This is a genomic window from Leptospira alstonii serovar Sichuan str. 79601, from assembly GCF_000347175.1.
GTDB lineage: Bacteria > Spirochaetota > Leptospiria > Leptospirales > Leptospiraceae > Leptospira > Leptospira alstonii.
The window spans coordinates 274,544-295,179 of the sequence record NZ_ANIK01000003.1; the positions used below are offsets into that span (position 1 = coordinate 274,544).

At 42.2% G+C, this 20,636-nt stretch carries 23 protein-coding genes and 1 rRNA gene; 15 read left to right on the forward strand and 9 right to left on the reverse strand.

The features are described 5' to 3' along the window. Positions 1 to 418 precede the first annotated feature (418 nt). From LEP1GSC194_RS01575 to fumC, 14 genes are all read left to right on the forward strand, one after another. Positions 419 to 1,075, forward strand: coding sequence for a DsbA family oxidoreductase (locus LEP1GSC194_RS01575; RefSeq protein ID WP_020771766.1), 657 nt, complete (start codon positions 419 to 421; stop codon positions 1,073 to 1,075). Positions 1,076 to 1,512: 437 nt separating this feature from the next. Continuing rightward, on the forward strand, positions 1,513 to 2,766 hold the full coding sequence (locus LEP1GSC194_RS01585; RefSeq protein WP_020771759.1) for a valine--pyruvate transaminase: 1,254 nt from the start codon (positions 1,513 to 1,515) through the stop codon (positions 2,764 to 2,766). An 86-nt stretch (positions 2,767 to 2,852) separates the two neighbouring features. Further along, the gene (locus LEP1GSC194_RS01590) at positions 2,853 to 5,183 is read left to right on the forward strand and encodes a hypothetical protein (RefSeq protein WP_020771963.1); all 2,331 of its coding nucleotides are present in this window, start codon (positions 2,853 to 2,855) and stop codon (positions 5,181 to 5,183) included. A gap of 147 nt (positions 5,184 to 5,330) precedes the next feature. After that, positions 5,331 to 6,395: an alpha/beta fold hydrolase gene (locus LEP1GSC194_RS01595; RefSeq protein ID WP_020771999.1), complete on the forward strand. Its 1,065-nt coding sequence runs from the start codon at positions 5,331 to 5,333 to the stop codon at positions 6,393 to 6,395. A gap of 134 nt (positions 6,396 to 6,529) precedes the next feature. Then, positions 6,530 to 6,646 (forward strand): 5S ribosomal RNA (gene rrf, locus LEP1GSC194_RS01600). Positions 6,647 to 6,890: 244 nt separating this feature from the next. Then, positions 6,891 to 7,052 carry a 50S ribosomal protein L34 gene (gene rpmH, locus LEP1GSC194_RS01610; RefSeq protein ID WP_017808241.1) on the forward strand — a complete coding sequence of 54 codons (162 nt, stop codon included), beginning with the start codon at positions 6,891 to 6,893 and terminating at the stop codon, positions 7,050 to 7,052. Positions 7,053 to 7,092: 40 nt separating this feature from the next. Continuing rightward, complete coding sequence (gene rnpA / locus LEP1GSC194_RS20970; protein WP_231384482.1) at positions 7,093 to 7,380, forward strand: ribonuclease P protein component; 288 nt, start codon at positions 7,093 to 7,095, stop codon at positions 7,378 to 7,380. After that, positions 7,380 to 7,610 carry a membrane protein insertion efficiency factor YidD gene (gene yidD / locus LEP1GSC194_RS20975; RefSeq protein WP_017808240.1) on the forward strand — a complete coding sequence of 77 codons (231 nt, stop codon included), beginning with the start codon at positions 7,380 to 7,382 and terminating at the stop codon, positions 7,608 to 7,610. The genes rnpA and yidD overlap by 1 nt, the downstream gene beginning before the upstream one ends. Next, entirely contained in the window at positions 7,610 to 9,502 is a 1,893-nt protein-coding gene (gene yidC, locus LEP1GSC194_RS01615) for a membrane protein insertase YidC (protein WP_020771990.1), read from the forward strand. The genes yidD and yidC overlap by 1 nt, the downstream gene beginning before the upstream one ends. A 31-nt stretch (positions 9,503 to 9,533) precedes the next feature. Further along, positions 9,534 to 10,244, forward strand: coding sequence for an RNA-binding cell elongation regulator Jag/EloR (gene jag / locus LEP1GSC194_RS01620; protein WP_020771934.1), 711 nt, complete (start codon positions 9,534 to 9,536; stop codon positions 10,242 to 10,244). Then, on the forward strand, positions 10,237 to 11,607 hold the full coding sequence (gene mnmE, locus LEP1GSC194_RS01625) for a tRNA uridine-5-carboxymethylaminomethyl(34) synthesis GTPase MnmE (RefSeq protein WP_020771745.1): 1,371 nt from the start codon (positions 10,237 to 10,239) through the stop codon (positions 11,605 to 11,607). The genes jag and mnmE overlap by 8 nt, the downstream gene beginning before the upstream one ends. A 47-nt stretch (positions 11,608 to 11,654) precedes the next feature. Further along, positions 11,655 to 12,917 carry a malic enzyme-like NAD(P)-binding protein gene (locus LEP1GSC194_RS01630; protein ID WP_020771960.1) on the forward strand — a complete coding sequence of 421 codons (1,263 nt, stop codon included), beginning with the start codon at positions 11,655 to 11,657 and terminating at the stop codon, positions 12,915 to 12,917. Between the two features lie 204 nt (positions 12,918 to 13,121). Next, positions 13,122 to 15,200: a hypothetical protein gene (locus LEP1GSC194_RS01635; protein ID WP_020771918.1), complete on the forward strand. Its 2,079-nt coding sequence runs from the start codon at positions 13,122 to 13,124 to the stop codon at positions 15,198 to 15,200. A gap of 101 nt (positions 15,201 to 15,301) precedes the next feature. Beyond that, on the forward strand, positions 15,302 to 16,696 hold the full coding sequence (gene fumC, locus LEP1GSC194_RS01640) for a class II fumarate hydratase (protein ID WP_020771985.1): 1,395 nt from the start codon (positions 15,302 to 15,304) through the stop codon (positions 16,694 to 16,696). Between the two features lie 262 nt (positions 16,697 to 16,958). Here the strand turns inward: fumC and LEP1GSC194_RS01650 are convergent, their stop codons facing one another. From LEP1GSC194_RS01650 to LEP1GSC194_RS01670, 7 genes are all read right to left on the reverse strand, one after another. Beyond that, positions 16,959 to 17,399, reverse strand: coding sequence for a hypothetical protein (locus tag LEP1GSC194_RS01650; RefSeq protein ID WP_020771856.1), 441 nt, complete (start codon positions 17,397 to 17,399; stop codon positions 16,959 to 16,961). Positions 17,400 to 17,463: 64 nt separating this feature from the next. Then, positions 17,464 to 18,060 (reverse strand): host-nuclease inhibitor Gam family protein, encoded by a 597-nt coding sequence (locus LEP1GSC194_RS01655; protein WP_020771978.1) that lies wholly within the window; start codon positions 18,058 to 18,060, stop codon positions 17,464 to 17,466. Between the two features lie 8 nt (positions 18,061 to 18,068). After that, a complete protein-coding gene (locus LEP1GSC194_RS22470) occupies positions 18,069 to 18,218 on the reverse strand; it encodes a hypothetical protein (RefSeq protein WP_164481573.1) in 150 nt (49 codons plus the stop codon). A gap of 36 nt (positions 18,219 to 18,254) precedes the next feature. After that, positions 18,255 to 18,716: a hypothetical protein gene (locus tag LEP1GSC194_RS01660; protein WP_020771761.1), complete on the reverse strand. Its 462-nt coding sequence runs from the start codon at positions 18,714 to 18,716 to the stop codon at positions 18,255 to 18,257. A 10-nt stretch (positions 18,717 to 18,726) separates the two neighbouring features. Beyond that, the gene (locus LEP1GSC194_RS21900) at positions 18,727 to 18,906 is read right to left on the reverse strand and encodes a hypothetical protein (protein ID WP_086005128.1); all 180 of its coding nucleotides are present in this window, start codon (positions 18,904 to 18,906) and stop codon (positions 18,727 to 18,729) included. A 33-nt stretch (positions 18,907 to 18,939) separates the two neighbouring features. Then, positions 18,940 to 19,245 carry an LIC13344 family protein gene (locus LEP1GSC194_RS01665; protein WP_020771839.1) on the reverse strand — a complete coding sequence of 102 codons (306 nt, stop codon included), beginning with the start codon at positions 19,243 to 19,245 and terminating at the stop codon, positions 18,940 to 18,942. Then, positions 19,245 to 19,517 carry a hypothetical protein gene (locus tag LEP1GSC194_RS01670; protein WP_173644593.1) on the reverse strand — a complete coding sequence of 91 codons (273 nt, stop codon included), beginning with the start codon at positions 19,515 to 19,517 and terminating at the stop codon, positions 19,245 to 19,247. The genes LEP1GSC194_RS01665 and LEP1GSC194_RS01670 overlap by 1 nt, the downstream gene beginning before the upstream one ends. A gap of 130 nt (positions 19,518 to 19,647) precedes the next feature. Here LEP1GSC194_RS01670 and LEP1GSC194_RS01675 point away from each other — a divergent pair, with 130 nt between their 5' ends. Beyond that, positions 19,648 to 20,046 carry a helix-turn-helix domain-containing protein gene (locus LEP1GSC194_RS01675; RefSeq protein WP_020771919.1) on the forward strand — a complete coding sequence of 133 codons (399 nt, stop codon included), beginning with the start codon at positions 19,648 to 19,650 and terminating at the stop codon, positions 20,044 to 20,046. Here the strand turns inward: LEP1GSC194_RS01675 and LEP1GSC194_RS22475 are convergent, their stop codons facing one another. Further along, entirely contained in the window at positions 20,047 to 20,214 is a 168-nt protein-coding gene (locus LEP1GSC194_RS22475; protein WP_020771868.1) for a hypothetical protein, read from the reverse strand. It lies immediately after the preceding gene. A gap of 49 nt (positions 20,215 to 20,263) precedes the next feature. Continuing rightward, on the reverse strand, positions 20,264 to 20,636 hold a 373-nt coding region (locus LEP1GSC194_RS20980), incomplete at its 5' end, for an ISL3 family transposase (protein ID WP_020771784.1).

Consider the following 20,636-nt stretch of genomic DNA (forward strand, 5'->3'; position numbering starts at 1 on the left):
ACCAAATCGTTTTTTGATTCGATTTCGATAGTTCTAACTTTCTGTTTGAACTAAATCCAATTTTATAAAGTCCGACACAATAGAGGAAGATCGACAGTCTTGCAAAAAGAGCTTCGTTCGTTTTTGTTCTACATTGCATTAGAGTTTTATAATTTTCGGGAATTTGAATTAAGAGCTTGTCCCAAAACCTGAAAATGTGGGAACTACTACGTTTCTAAACGATAAGTAAAATCGTACAAAAACCTAAAGACCGCCAAAGAGACTTAATCTGTGGGAACTCCTGCAAATTTCCTTTGAGGTTTTGGGACAAGCTCTAAAAATTTGGGACTTCAATCGCCTGAAACGTCTTGATTTTTTCGAAGGATGCGAACGATTCTAAAAAAGAAATCATTCTTTCTTTTTTAGAATTTGGGAGGATATGGCGGTGGAAACAAAAATCGCAATTTATTCGGACGTTGTTTGTCCTTGGTGTTATATCGGGAAAAAAAGACTGGAAGATGCGATTTCCCTTCGAAAAAAGTCCCACCCAGACGATATAATTGAAATAGAATGGAGAGCGTTTCAACTCAATCCGGATCTTTCCCCCGAAGGAGAGGATCGTGTACTTCATATGGCTCGAAAGTTCGGATCGATGGATCGGGTGAAAACGATGGTTCAAAGAGTCGCCGATATAGCGAAATCCGAAGGTCTTTCTTTTTCAACGGAACAAGTGGGACATCAACCCAACACGTTTTTATTACACGCACTCATTCGAAAAGCAAAGGAAACCGGAAAGGCTTCGATTCTTTCGGAAATCTTTTTTAGAAAATTTTTTGCCGAAGGTAAAAATCTTTCGGATACGAATATTATTCTCGAAAGTTTGCGGGAAGCCGGAATGAACGAGGAAGATTTTTATTCCGTAAAGGAAGACGAAATTCTCCTGAAAGAAGTCCACGAGGAAGAATTGAAAGGTCGTCAACTGGGAGTTTCCGGAGTACCCTTCTTCATATTCGACGAAAAATACGCCGTTTCCGGCGCTCAGGAATCCGATCTTTTCTTACAGGTATTCGATCGATTGGAATCCGAAAATTCTTAATTTATTATATTTATATTTTTGAATATTCAAAAGTCGGTTTTATTTGCTTTTCGTTTGAAAACAAGTTATAGCCGGCCTCCTCTTGGGACCCGGGGGAGTTGAAAAGAAATCCGGTTCTTTTGTTAAACGAAGACGGTCCATGAGCTAAGGCCGGAACGTTTCGATTTCTATGTCGAGTTCGAATTACAAGAGGGAATCGATCGGTTTTTCGAACCGAATCCATTGTTGAGGCCCAGGATATCGATTCAAGTGATCGTTAAAATTCGATATTTCTAAGGATTTGATTTCGTTTCGATTTCTTTCTATATTCAATTCCGGTTTTCCGTTTAAAAAATATGCAAAGACGATCGTGTTCTTTCAAAAAAGAATCTACAAAATTTCTCTTTTCGTTTAGATTCTAGTTCCTGGATTAGAGTTCGGAAGAAGTTTGGTACGTTATGCAATATTCTATTTTTGGCCGGAAATTTTCGGAACAAACCGGAATCGGACAGTTGATGGACGATTTGGCGAGTTCTCGTCCGGATTCCTGTTTGTTGGGCGGAGGAAATCCCGCTTTAATCCCGGAAGCGGCCGAAGTCTGGAAAGAAATCGTATTGAAACAAATCGAATCCGAAAGAATGGAAAAAATTCTCGGGAGTTACGAATCGCCTTCCGGAATTCCCGAACTTCGAGAAACGATCGCTTCGATTTTATCGGAAGAATCCGGAACGAAGATTCAAGAGGATCAAATCGCAATCACGAACGGAAGTCAAAACGCGTTTTATTTCCTGCTGAATTTTTTCTCTGGGAATTTTGGAAACGGTCAAAGAAAAAAGATTCTTTTCCCTATTCTTCCGGAATACATCGGTTACACGGACCAAACCTTGGAATCCGATTCGTTCTTATCCTTTGCACCCGAGATCCGAGAAATCGGAGATCGATATTATAAATACTTTATATCCTCCGCAAAGTTCGATTCGGTCTCGAATTGGCGGGAGGAAGCGGGTTGTATATGCGTTTCCCGTCCCACAAATCCCACCGGCAACGTGATTACGGATCAAGAACTCGAATTTTTGATTGAAAGAGCGAATAACGTAGGAATTCCGTTGTTAGTCGATAATGCCTACGGATTTCCGTTTCCCAACGTGGTTTTCGGCAAAAGTTCTTTTATCCACAAACCGGGAATGATTCAGGGTTTTAGTCTTTCCAAGTTGGGTCTTCCCGGAGTTCGTACCGGCTTTGTGGTCGGCGATTCGGAGACGATTTCCATGTTGCACAGAGCCAATTCGGTTATCAATTTGACGAGCGCCAATCCGGGACAGTTTATCGCATTGGATCTTTTTCGTTCGGGTCGTTGGAAAAACTTGTGCGAAAAAATAATATTACCCTTTTATCAAAAGAAATCGATTTTCGCCCAGGAAACGATCTTAAACAATTGGAGTTCCAAGGTCGACTATCGGATCCATCAAAGCGAAGGCGCTTTCTTTCTTTGGATTTGGGTAAGGAATTTATCTCTGCCCGTCAGCGATCTTTATCCGATTTTAAAGGAAGCGGGTGTGATTATCGTTCCCGGTAAAACTTTTTTTCCGGGGGCCGATCCGCTCTGGTCTCATAGAGAAGAATGTTTTCGATTGAGTTTTGTCAGAGAAGATAAGGAAATCGAAGAGGGAATTTTGAGAATCGGAAAGATATTGGAAAAATTCTCGAAATAAATGGTTTTGTCCAGCCATTTGAGTGGAAGACTGGACAAGTAGAAAGGTTCATCTAATAAGATCGTATTGTCGATTTGATAGGAAATATGGAAAGCACTGAACAGGACATAAGCTTTGAGGAACTGGCGGCGAGTAAGCCTACGGAAATTCAGTCTCTTGCACCCGATTATATTTTTTTAAACGAAGGGGCAGTCGGCTTATCCGCAACCGCGCGTTGTATTTTGGACGAACTTAGGGATTGGCATAAAAAAACAGAAAAACACGGTTCCAAAAGTATTCATCCGTCTTATCTACTTACGTTAGACAAGCTTGCGGAACTTTTGAATAAATATAGGAATTTAAGCGAACAGTCCAAATCCCCGCCGAGTGTCGACCTCGCCTTACGACAGTTAGTCGATTATGAGAAAAAAGGGAAAAATAAATCCGCATATATCTATCCTTTTTTAGTTCGTAACGGAGTCAAGATCCAGGCTAGAATCGCGATCGCGAGTCCTCAGAAAGATGCAAAGACGGACGTAAATCCGTATCGAGTCGCTTGTTTTGAATTTTCGGAAGAGATGATTGATCTCATTCTTCAGAACCGAGCTAAAAAACCGAAACTTCCGGACGAAGACAATCCCGGTACGTTTTTACTTCATAAAAATAAGGCGGGAAAGAATTGGCTTTTTCCAAAATTGGCCTCGCTTGAAGCGGAGTTTTCCACTCTTTTAAAGAAAGGGTTTCAGCCTTACAGTTATATTCCTATGACGGATTTCCTTCGGGATTTTCTCACGTATGCGACTAAGAGAAATTACGTGATGAAAATTCTTCCCGACTATCACGTCATATTGGACGATCTTCAGTTGAATCCCGACGGTACTTACGTGAATCAACCGGAGGTTATCGCACATTATCGTTGTCAGGCGGATGCGCTCGAAAAATTCGCGATTCCTTATTTAAAAGAGCTGAGTGAAAGAGCCGGTTACGGCCTTTTCGGAACTCGAATTGCCGAATTTGAGCAAACGCATATTCAAATGGTAGAACCGGGAAGAAAACAAAACGGTGAAAAAGTAAAAGCGCTGATTTCGCTTATCAACGATTATCCGTTCGATCGTGAAACGGACGAACTCGGTAAGAAAGTATCCGAAACCTGCAGACTTTCCATTCAAATCATTTCCAGACTGATGGAGGAAAAAGAAAAACTCGTTCAAAGAAAGGAAGAGAGCGTTTTTAAGTCCTTTAAGTTAAAAATTCTTCATAAGATCGGCGAAAATACGATTCAGGAACAAACTTTGTATCGTTTTTCTCCGGAGCAGAAATTGAAATCTTCCGGTTTGTCGGACGAGACACGTTATCCGGCATTGATTGATGAATTGAAAAAGGAAATCTCCGATCAATACGGAATGAAGGTGATCGAAAAACCGGATCAGACTTCGGAGATTTACGCGGTTGATCCGGGTTATATGTCCGCAGTCCTTCATAAGTTGAGCGGTATGGCTACGAAAAATACCGCTTATCAAAAAGAACTGGAAATCGCCAAAGAGATCAACGCAAGTTTGAGTAATCCGAAACATCCTGGATTAAACGCAAAACTCAAAGCCGATGACATCGTAAGACTCCAACAGGGAATCCAGTCGATGGAACTGTTGAAAGTTGAAAAACAACGCTCCCAAGAATTCGCGAAAAAATTCAATCTTCCGATGGGGATGTTGGGTTTTGTAGCGAGTATGATCTTATTTTTGATCGCATCCGTACATTTTAGAACTACTGGTATCTTGTTCGTGGGGATTCCGGTCAGTTTGTTTCTGGGATTGATGCTCGCCTTTCATTTTAGAAATAAAGAAAAATCGGATATTCTTTCCGGCGGAGGTTCCGCCTCGCTCGGATCCGGCTTTAAGGGAGAATACGGTTCGATGACTTCCTTTGAAAGTGATGCTTCCGGAAACGACTCCGATGACGAACGTTTTCAGTCCAAGGGAGAAGCCCCAAAGGAAAAGAAAGTAAGTTTGATCGCAAAAGGCGCGGAACGATTTATTTTCCCGAGCCGGTTTACGAAGATCACGGACAAGATTCACGATTCCCGTTCTTTGCGTAAAAAAATCTTCGAAAATTTAGACAACATTCGAAGTAGTGTCGCACATCTCAAAGGGGAAAAAGACGACGATAAAGTCGCTTCCACAATCGAATACGCCCTTTTGCAGAATTCGGCCACGATCTTGATTCCGGACGATATCGTTCCGCAGGGAATGGCGGGTTCCATCATTCTCAGCCATAACGATTTAAAGGCCCCTTTGATCCGGGATCAAATTGCGGAGTTTTTACGGAACGAGGCCCAAAAGAAACAATACGATAAAAAACTCGTAAAATATTATACTTTCCTAATCAATACGATCGAAGTGGAATATTATAAATATCTTCCGAGTCGGAAAAAGAAATAAACGTTTCATAGGCGGTTCAGTCTTTTTTTGTTTCGCAGCGGTTATCCGCTTCTATAACTTTCTCCATAGATCGCTCGGGGATCTCGAAACTTCGCTTCTTAAAGAAATACGAAGTGAGTTTGAAACATTTTATATAAGGAAAATGTAATGAAACACGCAGATAATGGAATCGGTTCTAAGCTGAAGAAAATATTTCTCTTTGTTCTTTTGTCCATCGTAATGTTTGCGGGGACTTTTGAAATCGTCTTGTATTTTTTTCTACCGCTTTCACCGGATCCGATAGGCGTGGATTTATCGCATATTCCCGGTCCTTGGGAAAATTCTATGATCGACCTTCCCAAACGAAACGGTTCCTCGGCCCTGCGAGTACATTTTCTGAGCGCCGGACCTTTAACTGCGCCGGTTGTGGTATTGTTGCACGGATTTCCGGATACATCCTACGGATGGCGTTCTATGATTCCCTTACTTTCAAAACAGTATAGAGTATTGGTTCCCGATTTGCGAGGTTACGCCGGAACGGACAAACCGGAGGACGGTTACGATCTGCGATCGCTGAGCGAGGATTTGTTTACCTTTGTGGAAGAAACGAATAAAAAAGAAGGTCGGGATTCCGATAGTCCGATACACGTGCTTGGACATGATTGGGGCGCTTCCATCGTATGGTTTGCTATTACGGAAAAGCCGAAGTTTTTCCGAACGGCGACCGTTCTGGACATACCGCATCCGAACGCATTTGAAGAACAGACGTCCGTTTCTTCAAAACAAAGAGAATATCGTCATTTTGTATATCGATTGATCGCGCCTCGTTCCGCTCGCCTTCTTGCCGGGCTCAGCCAAGAAACGCGTGCAAGAATTTTTTATCTGAATGAATTACAAAACAATCATGTTCTTCATGATTCGGATAAACCGATTTACCACGCTGCGTTTAATACTCCCGAGGAAATGTTCGGGCCGTTGGAATACTACCGGGAACTTGCATTTCATGGGGATTCCGTTCTGGAATACTTTAAAAACGCCGGCCCTGTAAAGGTGGAGACTCTCGTTCTTTGGGGAGCGAAAGACAATTACATGATGAGTGAGATGGCCGCATTGTCTTGCAAATCGGTCGAGGCGCGCTGTGAATTTGAAATTTATCCGAATTCGGGTCACTGGCTTCCATGGGAAGAGCCCGTGAAAGTTTTCAATCGATGGAAGAAGTTTATAGATCAATAATCCGATTTACGTTCGAAGAGCTTTTCGAAAAAATCGAACGAGAAAAGTATTATGGTTTCATAGTAAGAATTTGAACTTTTTTATAATTTTTAGATTGACTGAAGAAACCGGTACGCGAATCTGACTTCAAGATTCCCGGTGACTATAGAGAGAGGGCCACACCCGTTCCCATCCCGAACACGGAAGTTAAGCCTCTCATCGCTGATGGTACTGTGTGGTTCGCTGCATGGGAGAGTAGGACGTTGCCGGGTTTTCTTGTTTTAGGACAGAGGATTGATTCTGACAATTCTCCTCCGGTCGTTCGGGCCTTCCTCAGGGTTTTCTTTTCCCTGAAAATTCCAAAGAATAGAATTCCCGATCCAGACAAACTTCGCATCAAGTCCGGATGTGAAATAGGTTGACTCAAACCTTTTCAGAAAGCTTTTGTATGGAAAGAGCATTGAATTCTTCCAAACGGAAGAGAAACGCAATCATTAATGCCAATCAGGGATAAGTATGAAAAGAAATTACCAGCCCAGCCGAGTTAAAAGAGCGAGAACACACGGATTTCGCGCAAGAATGGCTACTGCAGGTGGAAGAAAGGTTCTTTCACGCAGAAGAAAAAAGGGCAGACATAAACTGACTGTTTCCGACGAAAAACTCGGTAAAAAATACTAAGAATTAAGTCATCGAAGAGACATTAAAATCCAGGAAGGAGATACAATCTCTTTTTAAGGCTGGAAAAAGAGTCTCCCGTTTCCCGATCGTTCTTGTATTCCTTCCCAATTCTTTATCAAGAAATCGTTTTCTTTACTGTCCGGAACGTACGGTAAAAACTGCGGTTCAAAGAAATCGGATCAAAAGGAAACTCAGAGCGGTCATACGCGAGGAAGAGAAAAATTTTCTAAAAGGTTTTGATATCGCGATATTAGCCAAAAAAGAAATTTTGGATCTGAATCACGGGGAGCTGGTCAAGATTCTGGTCTCTCTGATCAATCGAATCTGATGAACCAACTTGCAATCCAACTGATTCAGCTCTACAAAAAGTTAGTCTCTCCGTTACTCCCACCGGCTTGTCGTTTTACACCCACTTGTTCCGAATATGCCGCTGAGGCTTTTCAAGAATACGGATTTTTCCGCGCATTGCAATTGAGTACTTGGAGAATTTTGAGATGTAACCCTCTTTCTCGGGGTTTTGAAGATCCCTTGCCACCTAACACTAAAAGGACGAAATGATGGAAGATAGACAAAGTAGATTATTTTTAGCTTTGATTCTCAGTATGGGAATTTGGATGGGGGTGAATTATTTTTTCTTCCCTTCTGCCCCGCCTAAAAAGACGCCGGATGCAAAAGAAGCGAATTCCGATAAACCTTCGGACAATAAAAAACAAAATCAAGTTCAGACTGAAAAAACAAAAGAGTCTCAGATTACCGCTCCCGTTAAGGAAATAAAAGCGACTTCTTCCGAAAATAAAAAGACGTTAGTCGTAACCGATTCTTATATCGTAGAGTTCGGTTCTCTCGGCGGAAAAATTTCCAAATTCTATGTAAAGGATTACGTCGGTTCGGACGGTCATACCGTTCAGGTAGCTCGTAAAAATCCCGAAACTCTCGTAGTGGACGGCAAGACGTATCAGGCGGTGGAATTATCCAGAGAAAAAGGTTTCGACTTTAACTTTACGGATTCGTTAAACGAACTTCCGGAGTCGGAATGGAATCGGATTCCTTTTTCTTTGGAGGAAAACAAAACCGACGGTTCCGTGGTATATATAATATTTACCGCCTTGTCTCCGGATAAAACCTACCAATTGAAAAAAACGTTTCGTTTCTTTAAAGGCGAGAATTATTTCAAAGTTACAGTTTCCATTATCAACTTAACGAAAGAAAAACTTTCCTTCGCTTCACAAAAGAACGTTCAGTATCTGAAAACCTTCGGAAGTCTCGGGCCCTTTCCGAAAGATAGGCCTTTGAACGATAGGGACACGGCGAATTTCTTTCGTTTTTACCATTTAGGCGGTTCCTTTAACGACACGTTAGACGGAAGTTCCTCCGTAAGTTTTTGGTCTTCGATCGGAAATTTTTTTACGGGAAGTTCCGGCGCCGACGAATCTTTCAGCGTAAAAACAAACGCCGAATCCGGAGTTGATTTTGCGGGAACGGGTTCCCGTTATTTTATCGCGGTCGCGGATCCGTTGGATCATAAACCGCAAGGTGTCGTTTTAGACAATCGACCTAAAAACGAAAGCGGAGTAGTATTATTATATGATAATATTACTTTAAGTCCGGGCGAAAGATACAACATGGATTTTGCATCCTATGTGGGAATCAGAGAAAGTATGGGAATGGTTTTCCGTAATCCGGAACTCGATCCGAATCAAGCCAAAAACAGTCCTTTTGCAGGTTTGAGCGGCGATCTTAATAAATCTTTTAATCAGGGAATCACCACTCCATTCCGTAACGGAATCATCTGGGTTTTGAAACAAATTTATCGATTTACCATTCCGAATTACGGATGGAGCATCATCATCTTCGCGATTCTTTTTAAACTCGTTTTCTATCCTTTGAACCAAAAGCAAGCGAATAGCATGAAGAAGATGCAGGAGCTCAGCCCTCAACTCAAGACGATCAACGAGAAATTCGCGAACGATCCTAAGATGCGTCAGCAAAAAACCATGGAACTTTATAAGAAGAATAACGTGAATCCGGTGGGCGGTTGTCTTCCTATGGTGATCCAGATTCCGATTTTTATCGCTCTTTATACGGCTTTTTCTGATACAATAGATCTTTGGAATTCACCGTTTTTATGGGTCAAAGATCTCAGCGAACCGGACGTAATCTGGACTTCTCCCGCGATTCCTTACTTTACTCAAACGGGACTCGGTTTAAACCTTCTCGCTCTTTTGATGGTTGGAACACAAGTTTTGCAAACGAGAATGACTTCGGTATCTATGGATCCGAATCAGAAAATGCTAATGTACGTAATGCCGGTAATGATGCTTTACATTTTCTGGAATATGCCTTCCGGTGTTACTCTCTACTGGACTTTCCAAAACGTTCTTTCCATCGGTCAACAGTGGATCACAAATCATCTGAAAAAGACCGAAGAAAAGAAGAAGGCAAAAGTTTAATTGTTACGAACTCATTATCGAGGATAAACACATGGAAAATTACATCTTTGAAGCCGAGGCGAAATCCAAGTCCGAAGCCGAAGATTACACACTCAAAACTCTCCGATTGAATTCGGACGAGGTTCGTTTTGAAACCGTCGATTCCGGAAAAGGAGGTTTTTTCGGAATCTCCCAAAAAAAACCGGCGATAGTCCGGGCTTACGTAACTTCTCGGGATCTTCCCGCGGAGAAAATCATTCACGGGGTCGTTCTTACCGTTTTGAAAAAAATGGGAATCGAAGCCGAAGTGGTCGGTATGGGCGACGTCGACGGTAAGATTTACGTTGAAATTGCGAGCAAAGAATCCGGACTCGTGATCGGAAAAAGAGGAGCAACGTTAGACGCTCTTCAGTTCATATTCAACTTGATGGTGGATTCCAAAATCAGACACGGAAGAAAAATCGTTCTGGATATAGAATCTTACAGGGATAAAAGGGAACTTTCTTTGGTTCGTCTCGGAAAATCCGTTGCGGCAACCGTAGCCAAAACCGGAAAATCGAAACTGTTGGAACCGATGAATCCTTTCGAAAGAAGAATCATTCACATGGCGCTTCAGGAAAACGAAAAGGTTTTTACGAGATCGGAAGGAAACGGCACTTACAAAAAAGTAAGAATCATTCCGATGAAAGACAAACACAAGTACAAAGACGTTGTCGAGAAAGGTCCGAACAACGACCTTCTCGAAGAAGCGAACTTTGAATGATACGATAGCAGCCGTATCAACAGCTTCCGGATCCGGAGCAATAGGAATTATCCGAATTTCCGGGCCGGAAGCCCTCACGATTTCTTCCTCGTTTCTTTTCTCGAAAAATAAATTTCTTACTTCATCCGACATACAGCCGAGGATCGCGATTCAATGTGTCTTTCAAATCGGCGATAGAAAAGTAGATCAGATCTTATTCTTTTATTTTAAAGCCCCGAATTCTTATACGGGCGAGCACCTCTGTGAATTTCACTTTCACGGGAATCCGATTTTATTAAGAGAAGCGTTAGACGCCATCTTTAGGGCGGGAGCGCGTCCGGCCAAACAGGGCGAATTTTCCCGCAGGGCGTTCTTAAATGAAAAATTGGATCTTACCGAAGCGGAAGCGATCGGAAGATTGATCTCCGCGCGTTCCCGTTTCGAGTTGGAACTCGCGCAAAAAAACGTCTTCGGTGAAGTTTCTCGTTTCACTTCCAATCTTAGAAGTCAGCTGATATCGCTCAAAGCGGAATGCGAAGCCGAGATCGATTTTTCCACCGAAGATCTCACGTACGAATCCTTGGAAGAAAGAAAGACTCGTATCGAAAAAGTGAAAACGCTTTGTCAAACCGTGATTTCCAAATCGGATTCGGCGGAAAAATTAATTCAACAACTTAGGATCGTTCTCTACGGCGAACCGAACACGGGTAAGTCCAGCTTGATGAACGTTTTACTCGGAAAAGATCGCTCCATCATTTCCGAAATTCCCGGAACAACCCGGGATTATATCAGCGAAGAAATTTTACTCGAAGGAATTCCGGTAAGACTCGTGGACACGGCGGGTGTTCGAGAAACGACGGACCATATCGAAAAGCTCGGGATCGAAAGGAGCGAAAAGGAGTTTCAATCCGCGGACATCAGATTGTTTCTCATCGACACTTCTAAAAAAGAAGAATGGAAAGAATTTATCGTCCGAGCGCAAGATCGTCTTGAAGGATCGATCCTCGTTGCGAACAAGATCGATATTCGAGATTCTTTCTGGGATCCTAATTTATTTGCAGACGTTCAGAACTTAACGGTTTGCGAAATTTCCTGTAAAACAAAAGAGGGGATTTCGATTCTTTTGGGAGCGATTAAGGAAAAAGCCGGGGCTATGGGGCATTCCGAAGATTATGTCCTTTTGGAGGAACGTCAAAGATATCACTTTGAGACCATCGTTCGATGCCTTGACAAAACTCTTCATTTGATCGAGGAAGGAGCTCCCGCGGAAATTTATATCCAAGAAATCAATTACGCCCTTTCCGAAATCGGCGAGGTCAACGGTAGAGTGGACACGGAGGAGATTCTCGGGAGAATCTTCAGCAAGTTCTGCGTTGGCAAATGAAATTTTATCGTCGCACTACTTAATTTGAAAAACATGGGAAAAATCTTATGAGGGAAAAATCATTACAATACCACGCGCTTCATCCGAAGGGAAAAATTGAAGTCGTTCCTACAAAACCGACTCAGGATTCTTACGATCTTTCCCTCGCCTATTCTCCCGGCGTCGCTTATCCTTGTTTGGAAATCAAGGAAGTCCCCGACTTGGTTTACGAATATACGAACAAAGGGAATCTTGTAGGCATCATCACGAACGGAACAGCGATTCTCGGTCTCGGAGATATCGGCGCACTTGCCGGTAAACCGGTGATGGAAGGAAAGGCCGTTCTTTTCAAAAAGTTTGCGGGTATAGACGTGTTCGATATCGAGATCAACACAAAAGATCCGGACGAATTTATCAATGCCGTTCGGCTTCTCGAACCGACTTTCGGCGGAATCAATCTGGAAGATATTAAGGCTCCGGAAAGTTTTTATATCGAAGAACAACTCATCGAAAAGATGGACATTCCCGTTTTTCACGACGATCAACACGGAACCGCGATCATTACGGTCGCGGGTTTATTGAATTCTTTCGAACTTACCGGTAAAAAACCCGGCAACGTTAAGGTCGTGATCTGCGGCGCTGGCGCCGCGGGAATCGCGATTGCCGAACTTATACAACACATAGGAATCAAAAAAGAACAAATTTTTCTCGTAGATACCAAAGGTGTGATTCATCATAACAGAACCGATTTGAACGATTCCAAAAAGAAGTATATTCAAAAAACTGAAAATACGACTCTCCGAGACGTGATGAAAGGTTCGGATATTTTTATCGGGGTTTCCGTTGAGAATATGGTGGACGAGGATATGGTTCGTTCCATGTCGAAAGATCCCGTGATTTTTGCCCTTGCAAATCCCAATCCCGAAATTCCGTATCAAGTTGCAAAGGCGGTTCGTTCCGACTTGATCATGGGAACCGGAAGAAGCGATAATCCGAACCAGGTTAACAACGTATTAGGATTTCCTTTTATTTTCAGAGGCGCGCTGGATGTGAGAGCGCGTCATATCACTCTAGAGATGAAACTCGCAGCGGCTCGCGCTTTGGCGGAATTGGCCCGTCTTGAGGTTCCCGATGCGGTTAGCAAGGCTTACGGCGGAGAGAAGTTTACGTTCGGATCGGAATATCTGATTCCTAAGCCGTTCGATAAACGAGTTTTATTTCACGTGGCTCCCGCAGTCGCCGAGGCCGCCGTCGCAAGCGGTTCGTCTCGAATTCCTTATTTGGGAAGAGAAAAATATCTCGGGTTTCTCGAAGGAATTATCAGAGGCTGATTTTTTTTCGTCCTCTCGAATCCGATATTCATAAGGATCAGATTTTTTCCGAACATGTCTTGAAAGCGTTTCGAATGAATATCGAATCGGGCGGAAACATTTGATTCCAAGAAATGGAAAATCCGATTTTGAGACAAAGAGTAATAGACTTTTCTAATTTTCTACGGTCCCCTAATGGTATGACCCTTTGGGGCGCGGTGGATTATGTCCAAATCTGAAAATCAAGTCCCGACTCCCGAAACCTTCGTTTTTAATTCGGAGGACACTCAGGATATGATTGGGGACCAAGAACTCAAAGTTCTAATGCTTCAATTCAATCCGGGTGCGTTTAAGGATATCGATTTGATCGAGAAGGGAGTGGAAAATTATTTCTTATTCAACCAATCTCCCTTTGCTCTTACAAAAATCGAACAACTCCAACATCTCAAACTTCATGATCTCAAATTCTTAGAGGAACGAAAAGGGATTCAATCCTATCAGTTTCTTCAGTTTCAAAAAGAAATTAGGGAACTCCAAATCGCAAACGTAATCATTCGCCCCGCTTCCTTGAAGGCCGATCAGATCGTAAAAGTAAAACGCGGTTGTCTCCTTCAAAGTACGGCCGCGATCTTGGAAATGTTGTACGCAAGGGATCAGTTTATTTTGAACGTTTCCAAAAGTAACGACATTGAGGACTGGGTTCATCAGAATTATCTTAATGTGGACGATAAGGGAATGCCGATCAATTTATCGGATTCCAAGTTTTTGGAAAAGTCCATGCAAAATTTGGAATCTCTTTCTTTGGAATTTCTTTTGAGTCGATTGCAGGTTCGAGGGGATTTATTCAGCAATATTTTTCAAGCGTTGAATCAAAAACCCGCAGAAATAATAAATCAGCTTTCTCTAATAAAGGTGGAACCGGAAGTTTTACAAGCGCTTGAAAAAAGAGGATCGAGATCCCCTCTTTTGCAATTACATCCTCGTTTTCATTTGTTTCAACCTTCTTTGGACGAACTTTTAAGTTTTAGACACGCCTCGAAAGAAAAAGGAGAACAGGGAAAAATTACGGAATTGGAAATCATATTCGATTTGTTCACCGTGATATCCCGTAAGATACTTCTCCAAATCCTTCCCGGAGAAGAGGCTTCCTGGATCGAGCTGACCGGAAATTCTCAAGCTGAAAGATATCTGCAGGAATTAAAAAAACATCCCGCATTTACGTCCGGAAAAAGTTGGGTGGGCGGCGGAGATTTTATCAAATCTTACGAAGTATTACTTCAAACCGTAAGAACTCTCGAACATCTTAAAAAAGAATCCCTGATCAATTTGATCACGATGGAAAATCTATTTCGTTTTAAAGAATCCAGAGAACCGGTAAATTTCGATCTTTCCAATTTTGAAGCGGAAGACTCCGCGATCAAAAGTGTGGGAATGAACAGAACCGAATTGTTCCGCGAAGTTTTGGAGCGAATTCGTACAAGAGAAGACTTTCTGAAAAAAGAAAGGAAAAGCACCGGCGGCGAAACGATCGGACTGATGATTTTGGCGAAGAGTATGATTCTTCGAGCTTTTATCGAGGTTCGTCCGAGAAGAACTTCGATTCACAATCTGATCCGTCAAAACGGATATCCGCGCGGGATCTATGAATTCTTAAAGGAAGTGTCCGACTTGAAAGACGGCCAAGCCGCCGTCGACGAACAAATTCGTCTTAGCAAAGCGATCGCCGAATGGGAAGAAGACACGGAAAAAGAAAGGATCCGTTCCGAAAGGGCGTCCAAGTCGATCTTCGAAAGAATCATCGAATTCATTCTAAGTCTATTCGGGATCAAGTTTTCTTCGAAGGAACGAGAAACTTCGAACAAGGGCCAGGCCAGAAAAGATCTTAAAAATATCGAAACGGATCATTCTTCTCAAGAGTCCGTTAAACCGAAAAAGAAAATGTCTCTCGGGGTGATCGTAGGTCCGAAAGAAAAAGAACTGATGGTTCCCGCTCGCGTTCAAAAGGCGATCGATTACGTGGACCGCAAAAATAACGGTTTGATCTGGCTTGATGAAGTTGTCGCCGCCGTGTCCTCTCCGGAATTCGGAAAAGACAAAGTGGCCGACCTCATATACTATGACCAGAAGCGGAGATATCTGGAAATTAGAGCGATGAACCAGGTCAGACACGTTTTTATACGGAGAGAATTGGAATCCGATTCGACTTGGATCCAGACCACTCTGGATTATCTGGACAATGTTTCCGCCAAAAAACCGGAGTTTTCCGCGCTTGCGGACACTCTGAGACGATTCCAAAACGAATGACGATTTGATTCGATTTTAATTGTATTAGAATTTTATTGAATACTGATATTCTATTTGGAGGATCTTATCTTTCAATCAAACTATAACCTTTCGGAGGATTCATGAAAACCAGAATCGAAACGGATTCAATGGGCGAAATCGCCGTAGACGATTCCAAATATTGGGGAGCACAAACCGAACGTTCTCTGCATCATTTCCATATCGGAAACGATCGATTTCCAAGGGAAATGATTCGCGCTTTGGGAATTTTGAAAAAATCGGCCGCGATCGTAAACTCGGAACTCGGTCTTCTCGCCGAAGATAAAAAGAAACTCATAGTCCAAGCCGCCGACGAAGTGATTTCCGGTAAGTTGGACGAACATTTTCCCCTTTCCGTTTGGCAGACCGGTTCCGGAACCCAGACGAACATGAATTCCAACGAAGTGATTTCGAACCGTGCGATCGAAATTGCGGGCGGAGTGAAAGGTTCCAAAAAGCCGATTCATCCGAACGACGACGTAAACAAGGCCCAGTCCTCGAACGATACTTTTCCCACTGCGATGCACATCGCCGCGGCGGAACAATTGAATCACAAACTGATTCCGGCATTAACTCAACTTAAGATTACGCTCAAAAAGAAAACGGATGAATTTCAGAATATTATAAAAATCGGAAGAACTCATCTCCAGGACGCGACTCCGCTGACGTTAGGCCAGGAATTTTCCGGTTACGTTCAACAGTTGGATTACAATATAGCGAGAGTGAAGGCGGTTTTACCCGCGGTTTATAGACTTGCGTTAGGCGGAACTGCGGTTGGAACGGGACTCAATACACATCCCGAATTTGCGGTAAAGGCGGCCGCTCAGATCGCAAAGGAAACCGGACTTCCTTTCGTAAGCGCGGAAAATAAATTCGAAGCTCTTGCGGCTCACGATTCTCTTGTGGAGGCGAGCGGGGTTTTGAAAACGATCGCGGCCTCTTTGATGAAAATCGCAAACGACGTCCGTTGGCTTTCTTCCGGTCCTCGTTGCGGAATCGGCGAGATCAGTATTCCGGAAAACGAACCGGGTTCTTCGATCATGCCCGGAAAAGTGAACCCGACTCAGTCGGAGCAGATGACGATGGTCGCCGCTCAGGTGATCGCAAACGACGTTGCGGTCAATATCGGAGGCGCTTCCGGAAATTTCGAGTTGAACGTTTTTAAGCCGTTGATCATTCACAACGTTTTGAATTCGATTCGTTTACTGTCCGACTCTTGTGTTTCTTTCGAGGAACACTGCGCGCGGGGAATCACTCCGAACAAAGAGAAATTGAACGAACACTTGAATAATTCTTTGATGCTCGTAACCGCTTTGAATCCGCATATCGGTTATGACAACGCGGCTAAGATCGCGAAGAACGCTCATAAGAAAGGAACGACTCTGAAAGAGTCCGGAATCGAATTGGGACTTTTAACAAGCGAACAATTCGATCAGTGGGTTCTTCCCGAAAAGATGATTCACCCTTCCGTAGATTAAAATCGAACGGGGGATTTTAAATCCCCCGTTTCAAAACAAATTCGAAATCAGATAAGTTAGTAAAAAAGAATATTCTAATTTCCTAAATCATCATGATCGATTTTGAGTTTATCAGCTTCGTTCTTATTAAGGCTTTTGTTTTTGTTTCGGAAAAACATTAACGAAAGCCAGAATGCCGCCGCCGCTGCTGCGATAAACGACCAAAACAGAAAAGTCCAGAAGAAAGTATAACCGAAAACTAAAACGAAGACGTCGAAGGTTTTCAAGGTGCAACTTCCCATTCTTTACTTTCATCTTTCGGTTTTGCGGAAGGTTCGCCGAATAGACGAACGAATCGATATACGTACGAGGCTCTAAAGGAATTCATTCCGTCTTCTAAGCATATTTTTTTAAGAAGTTGATCCGCATTTTCCCGATATTTTAACCGATCCAATTTTTCCTCGCGCATCAACTGATAAAGTGCGTCGTGTACGAGAGAACCGCGCATGAAAGTTTTTGTGTCTATTGTCGGACCGCTCGGACCGTCCCAGGCGTATCCCGCGTCGATTTTCAATAAACCTTCCGGATCAAGATCCACAAAAATTTTTACGCCGGACGTCCCGATCCGAAGTGAGGTGATATGTTTGATTTCCGTTTGAAAATTGTAAGGTTTTACGAGCTGGTATTTATAGTTTTTGAGATTTTTGTAAAGTATATGATCCATTTTATTCCCTCCTTTCTTTTGCTTCTTTTTAGGAATCCGATAACTTTTAAAAATTTAACTACGATTAGGCGGCATCCTCTACGGCTTCTATTTCCAGTTCGGTTTCATTCGGAGCTATGTATAAACGTTCCGCTTCTTCGTTCATTTGAATCCCGATCTTTTTCATCGCTTTTAACGGCTCCGATAGAATTCGTTCCTTATCAAGTTCTATTTTTACTCTTAGATAAACTCCGTTTAATCTGGAAACAAGACCGTTAAACCTTTCCAAAAGACCGTATTCGACGAGAATTTTCTCATAGAACTTTGCGGTTCCTCTCGTTTTTACGGAAGGAGGAACTTTACGAAGTCTTAAAGTTCCGGTCGTCAATTTGCAGGTTTTATACTCCGGGTCCGGAAATAATTCTTCCGGATGATGATCGGCATAAAATTTGATTCCAGATGCAATGTGTTGTATCTTTAAATCCAAAGGGGATACTTCGTTTTGAAGATCCAATAGGAGTTTGCCGATTTGATCGTCCGTTTTACCTTTGATCCTATCTCTTTCCCGTTTGAATTCTCCGAGTTGTTGAACGGCTCGCGCGATATCGGAGCGTCCTTCGTAACGATTATCGGGTAAATCGGTACGGATCGTTTTGTTAAGCGAATTCTTTGATTTTAACATCGTTCCTCCTATTTGGACGATTTTGTTTTTTGCGGTGTCATGTTCACAGCGATTCCGTTAGTCGAAGAAGATAGAACCGGAACGGAAGGAATCTTCTTTACGGATGGCTTTTTATTATTCTTCTGGACTTTCGTTTTTATCGATTTTCCTTTTGTCATTTTAGATTCTCCTAATTTACTTTGCGGTCTTCGCTTTCAGACAGCCACTTCCCTTATATTTTGATCTGGAATTTGCAAACCGTTCGGAGATTCTTTTTTAGAACGCAGAAAATCTCTGTACCACTTCGCAAATTCTTGAATTGAAATCGAATCCAACTTTTCCATTCTTTTTTCCGCTTCCTTATCTTCTCGATAAATGGAACGGATTTTTTCGATCGGTAGTTTCCAGGATTCTTCGAGAGCTTTCACATAACGTGCCGTGTTTCGGGTTCCTTTGACTACGTCCGCTAGATGTTCACGGTAAATACGAGCGGGTGGATCCAAACGATCGTTATCGGGATTCGGAGAATATTTGAACGCTATATCCTTGAGATTTAACTTCGATTCGATGACGATCTGTTCCAATCTCTGAGAAAGTTTTCTTCCTCTTCTCCAAAATTTTCCTTTGTGAACGATTTCTCCGTTTACGATAAATCTTTTGATGCTTTCGGAATTCATAATTTTAATACTATGCCGCTCCTTTGGGTTTGTCGTGTATCAAAGATCCTTCCTTGTTCGCGTGAAAGGAACGAATCTTATCCGAAAGGGAGATCAGGGGTTTAAAACTTTGAATCAAACAATCTTCGCAAAGATCGGTTTGACGCATGGACTCCCTTTGATTGCATTGAACGCATGGGTTAACTATCATACTAAAATTCTCCTTAATCGTTTTTAGTTCGGATCATTCGCCGAATTCTTCTTCCAAAATATATTCAAGAATACTGATGAACTCTTGAATCTTATTCGGGTTTTTTTCGCAAATTTGGGCGATATCGTTTTTTACGAGGAAAAGGGAAGTAACCGCTTTATCGCTCATTTCGCTATGATCGTCCCATCTCCAATCGAACGTCATAAATTGGTCTTTGACGTACTCGGCGATTTGAACGATTTTTTTCTCCTCGATATCGGAAAGAACGATTGGATCCAAATTGTTCCTATCCGGGATTGGATTTTTTTCGGCGACAGCGGTCGCTCTCAGTTGTTTCATTACGCTACCCTCCTGTTTTTTGATTTGTTATAAGATCGTGTCGAACGACCCATACGATACGGAACATTCCATTTTTTGAATGCTTCCCTGACTTCGGTATAGGAATGTTGTCCGTTTAAACTTTTCGAAAGGTAGTCGTAGTTTACTTCCGCTTCCCTTGCGAACTTAGCGAGGGTTTTCATTTTTAATGTGATACAAATGAAATCCTTGCATTCGTCTCCGTTAATGATGATCATCGAGCCTCCTTTTTGTGATTGCGATTTCGTTTCCATCTGCGAGTCTTGGGTCGTGCGAAAGACCGAATTCCGATTCGAAATCCACTTTGATTGCGGCGAGTCCTGTCCCGCCTGAAATGACCATACGTTAAAAATGTATTATTGTCAATAATAAAATACGATAAAAATGTATAGAGCGAACAAAAAATTTCCAGATCGTTTAAAGAAACTCATCGAAACTTTGGGGCTTTCTCAGGCTGAATTTGCAAGATCGATTGATCTGAAGCCCGCGTTTATCAGCGATCTTATCAATGAGAGGGCGAAAAGTTTTTCGCAAGAATCCTTATTGCGACTTCGAACCGTGCACAATGTAAACCCTCTTTGGTTGATTGCGGGTGAGGGCGAAATGTTAATCGCTGAAATTGAAATAAAGACGGATCTGGAAACGGATCGTTATAGAACGATTCTTAGAAAGATGAGAACTCGTCCGCAGATTGAAACCTTACTAGAGAGTCTTTTGGAAGTTCCGGATTCGGAGTTGGAAGCGTTGGGTGTGGTTATAGAAAAATTTCGCAAGAAAAAATGATTACTTTTTCTCCAAAGATTCGAATACAAGATTTACGATTTCTTGAGCGTAAGTATGTCTAAGCGTTTGAATCGGTTCCGGAGAAACTTGAAAATCGTATTCGAATTTTTTCAAAGTCCCTTCCAATTTCCAATAAAGAAATTCGCGTAATTCTTCGGTTGTCTCCAAATTCTTGCTCCAACAAAATAGCTATATATATGTGGCCCTTCAGGAAAAATCATGGGTAAACGTCCAAACCGCCTAAATGAAAGAGAATAGCGACGCGGAAGAAATCGAAATTTCTGAAGCCTCTTGCATTCGATTTAATTTTCTGAATACTTGAATTAATACTTTCCGAACCAGCGTTTGTGATTCGATGAGCGAAGTAGGTAAGGATATATTTAATGTTTTTATAAAGCATCTTAGCGACTTTAATAATAGGTTTAAGTTTAGAATGAGTAGCCCAAAAATACCAACGTTTGAAAAACTTTTCCGCATTACCTTTATAGCTGTAAGACCAAAAATAACGAAAGGCTTCTTTTATCTGCCATCCTTTCCCGACTTTATACAGATTTAGTTTAAGAGAATTGAAAGCTTCCTTTTGCTTATCA

Bases quoted from the DNA above. Each gene is read 5' to 3' on its own strand.
- LEP1GSC194_RS01655 (WP_020771978.1), bottom strand. From the start codon at position 18,060: ATGTTAAAATCAAAGAATTCGCTTAACAAAACGATCCGTACCGATTTA.
- LEP1GSC194_RS01660 (WP_020771761.1), bottom strand. From the start codon at position 18,716: ATGAATTCCGAAAGCATCAAAAGATTTATCGTAAACGGAGAAATCGTT.
- LEP1GSC194_RS01635 (WP_020771918.1), top strand. From the start codon at position 13,122: ATGTCCAAATCTGAAAATCAAGTCCCGACTCCCGAAACCTTCGTTTTT.
- yidD (WP_017808240.1), top strand. From the start codon at position 7,380: ATGAACCAACTTGCAATCCAACTGATTCAGCTCTACAAAAAGTTAGTC.
- LEP1GSC194_RS01630 (WP_020771960.1), top strand. From the start codon at position 11,655: ATGAGGGAAAAATCATTACAATACCACGCGCTTCATCCGAAGGGAAAA.
- LEP1GSC194_RS01575 (WP_020771766.1), top strand. From the start codon at position 419: ATGGCGGTGGAAACAAAAATCGCAATTTATTCGGACGTTGTTTGTCCT.
- rpmH (WP_017808241.1), top strand. From the start codon at position 6,891: ATGAAAAGAAATTACCAGCCCAGCCGAGTTAAAAGAGCGAGAACACAC.
- LEP1GSC194_RS01585 (WP_020771759.1), top strand. From the start codon at position 1,513: ATGCAATATTCTATTTTTGGCCGGAAATTTTCGGAACAAACCGGAATC.
- yidC (WP_020771990.1), top strand. From the start codon at position 7,610: ATGGAAGATAGACAAAGTAGATTATTTTTAGCTTTGATTCTCAGTATG.
- jag (WP_020771934.1), top strand. From the start codon at position 9,534: ATGGAAAATTACATCTTTGAAGCCGAGGCGAAATCCAAGTCCGAAGCC.
- LEP1GSC194_RS01650 (WP_020771856.1), bottom strand. From the start codon at position 17,399: ATGGATCATATACTTTACAAAAATCTCAAAAACTATAAATACCAGCTC.
- fumC (WP_020771985.1), top strand. From the start codon at position 15,302: ATGAAAACCAGAATCGAAACGGATTCAATGGGCGAAATCGCCGTAGAC.
- LEP1GSC194_RS01675 (WP_020771919.1), top strand. From the start codon at position 19,648: ATGTATAGAGCGAACAAAAAATTTCCAGATCGTTTAAAGAAACTCATC.
- LEP1GSC194_RS01665 (WP_020771839.1), bottom strand. From the start codon at position 19,245: ATGAAACAACTGAGAGCGACCGCTGTCGCCGAAAAAAATCCAATCCCG.
- LEP1GSC194_RS21900 (WP_086005128.1), bottom strand. From the start codon at position 18,906: ATGATAGTTAACCCATGCGTTCAATGCAATCAAAGGGAGTCCATGCGT.
- LEP1GSC194_RS22470 (WP_164481573.1), bottom strand. From the start codon at position 18,218: ATGACAAAAGGAAAATCGATAAAAACGAAAGTCCAGAAGAATAATAAA.
- LEP1GSC194_RS01595 (WP_020771999.1), top strand. From the start codon at position 5,331: ATGAAACACGCAGATAATGGAATCGGTTCTAAGCTGAAGAAAATATTT.
- LEP1GSC194_RS01590 (WP_020771963.1), top strand. From the start codon at position 2,853: ATGGAAAGCACTGAACAGGACATAAGCTTTGAGGAACTGGCGGCGAGT.
- LEP1GSC194_RS01670 (WP_173644593.1), bottom strand. From the start codon at position 19,517: ATGGAAACGAAATCGCAATCACAAAAAGGAGGCTCGATGATCATCATT.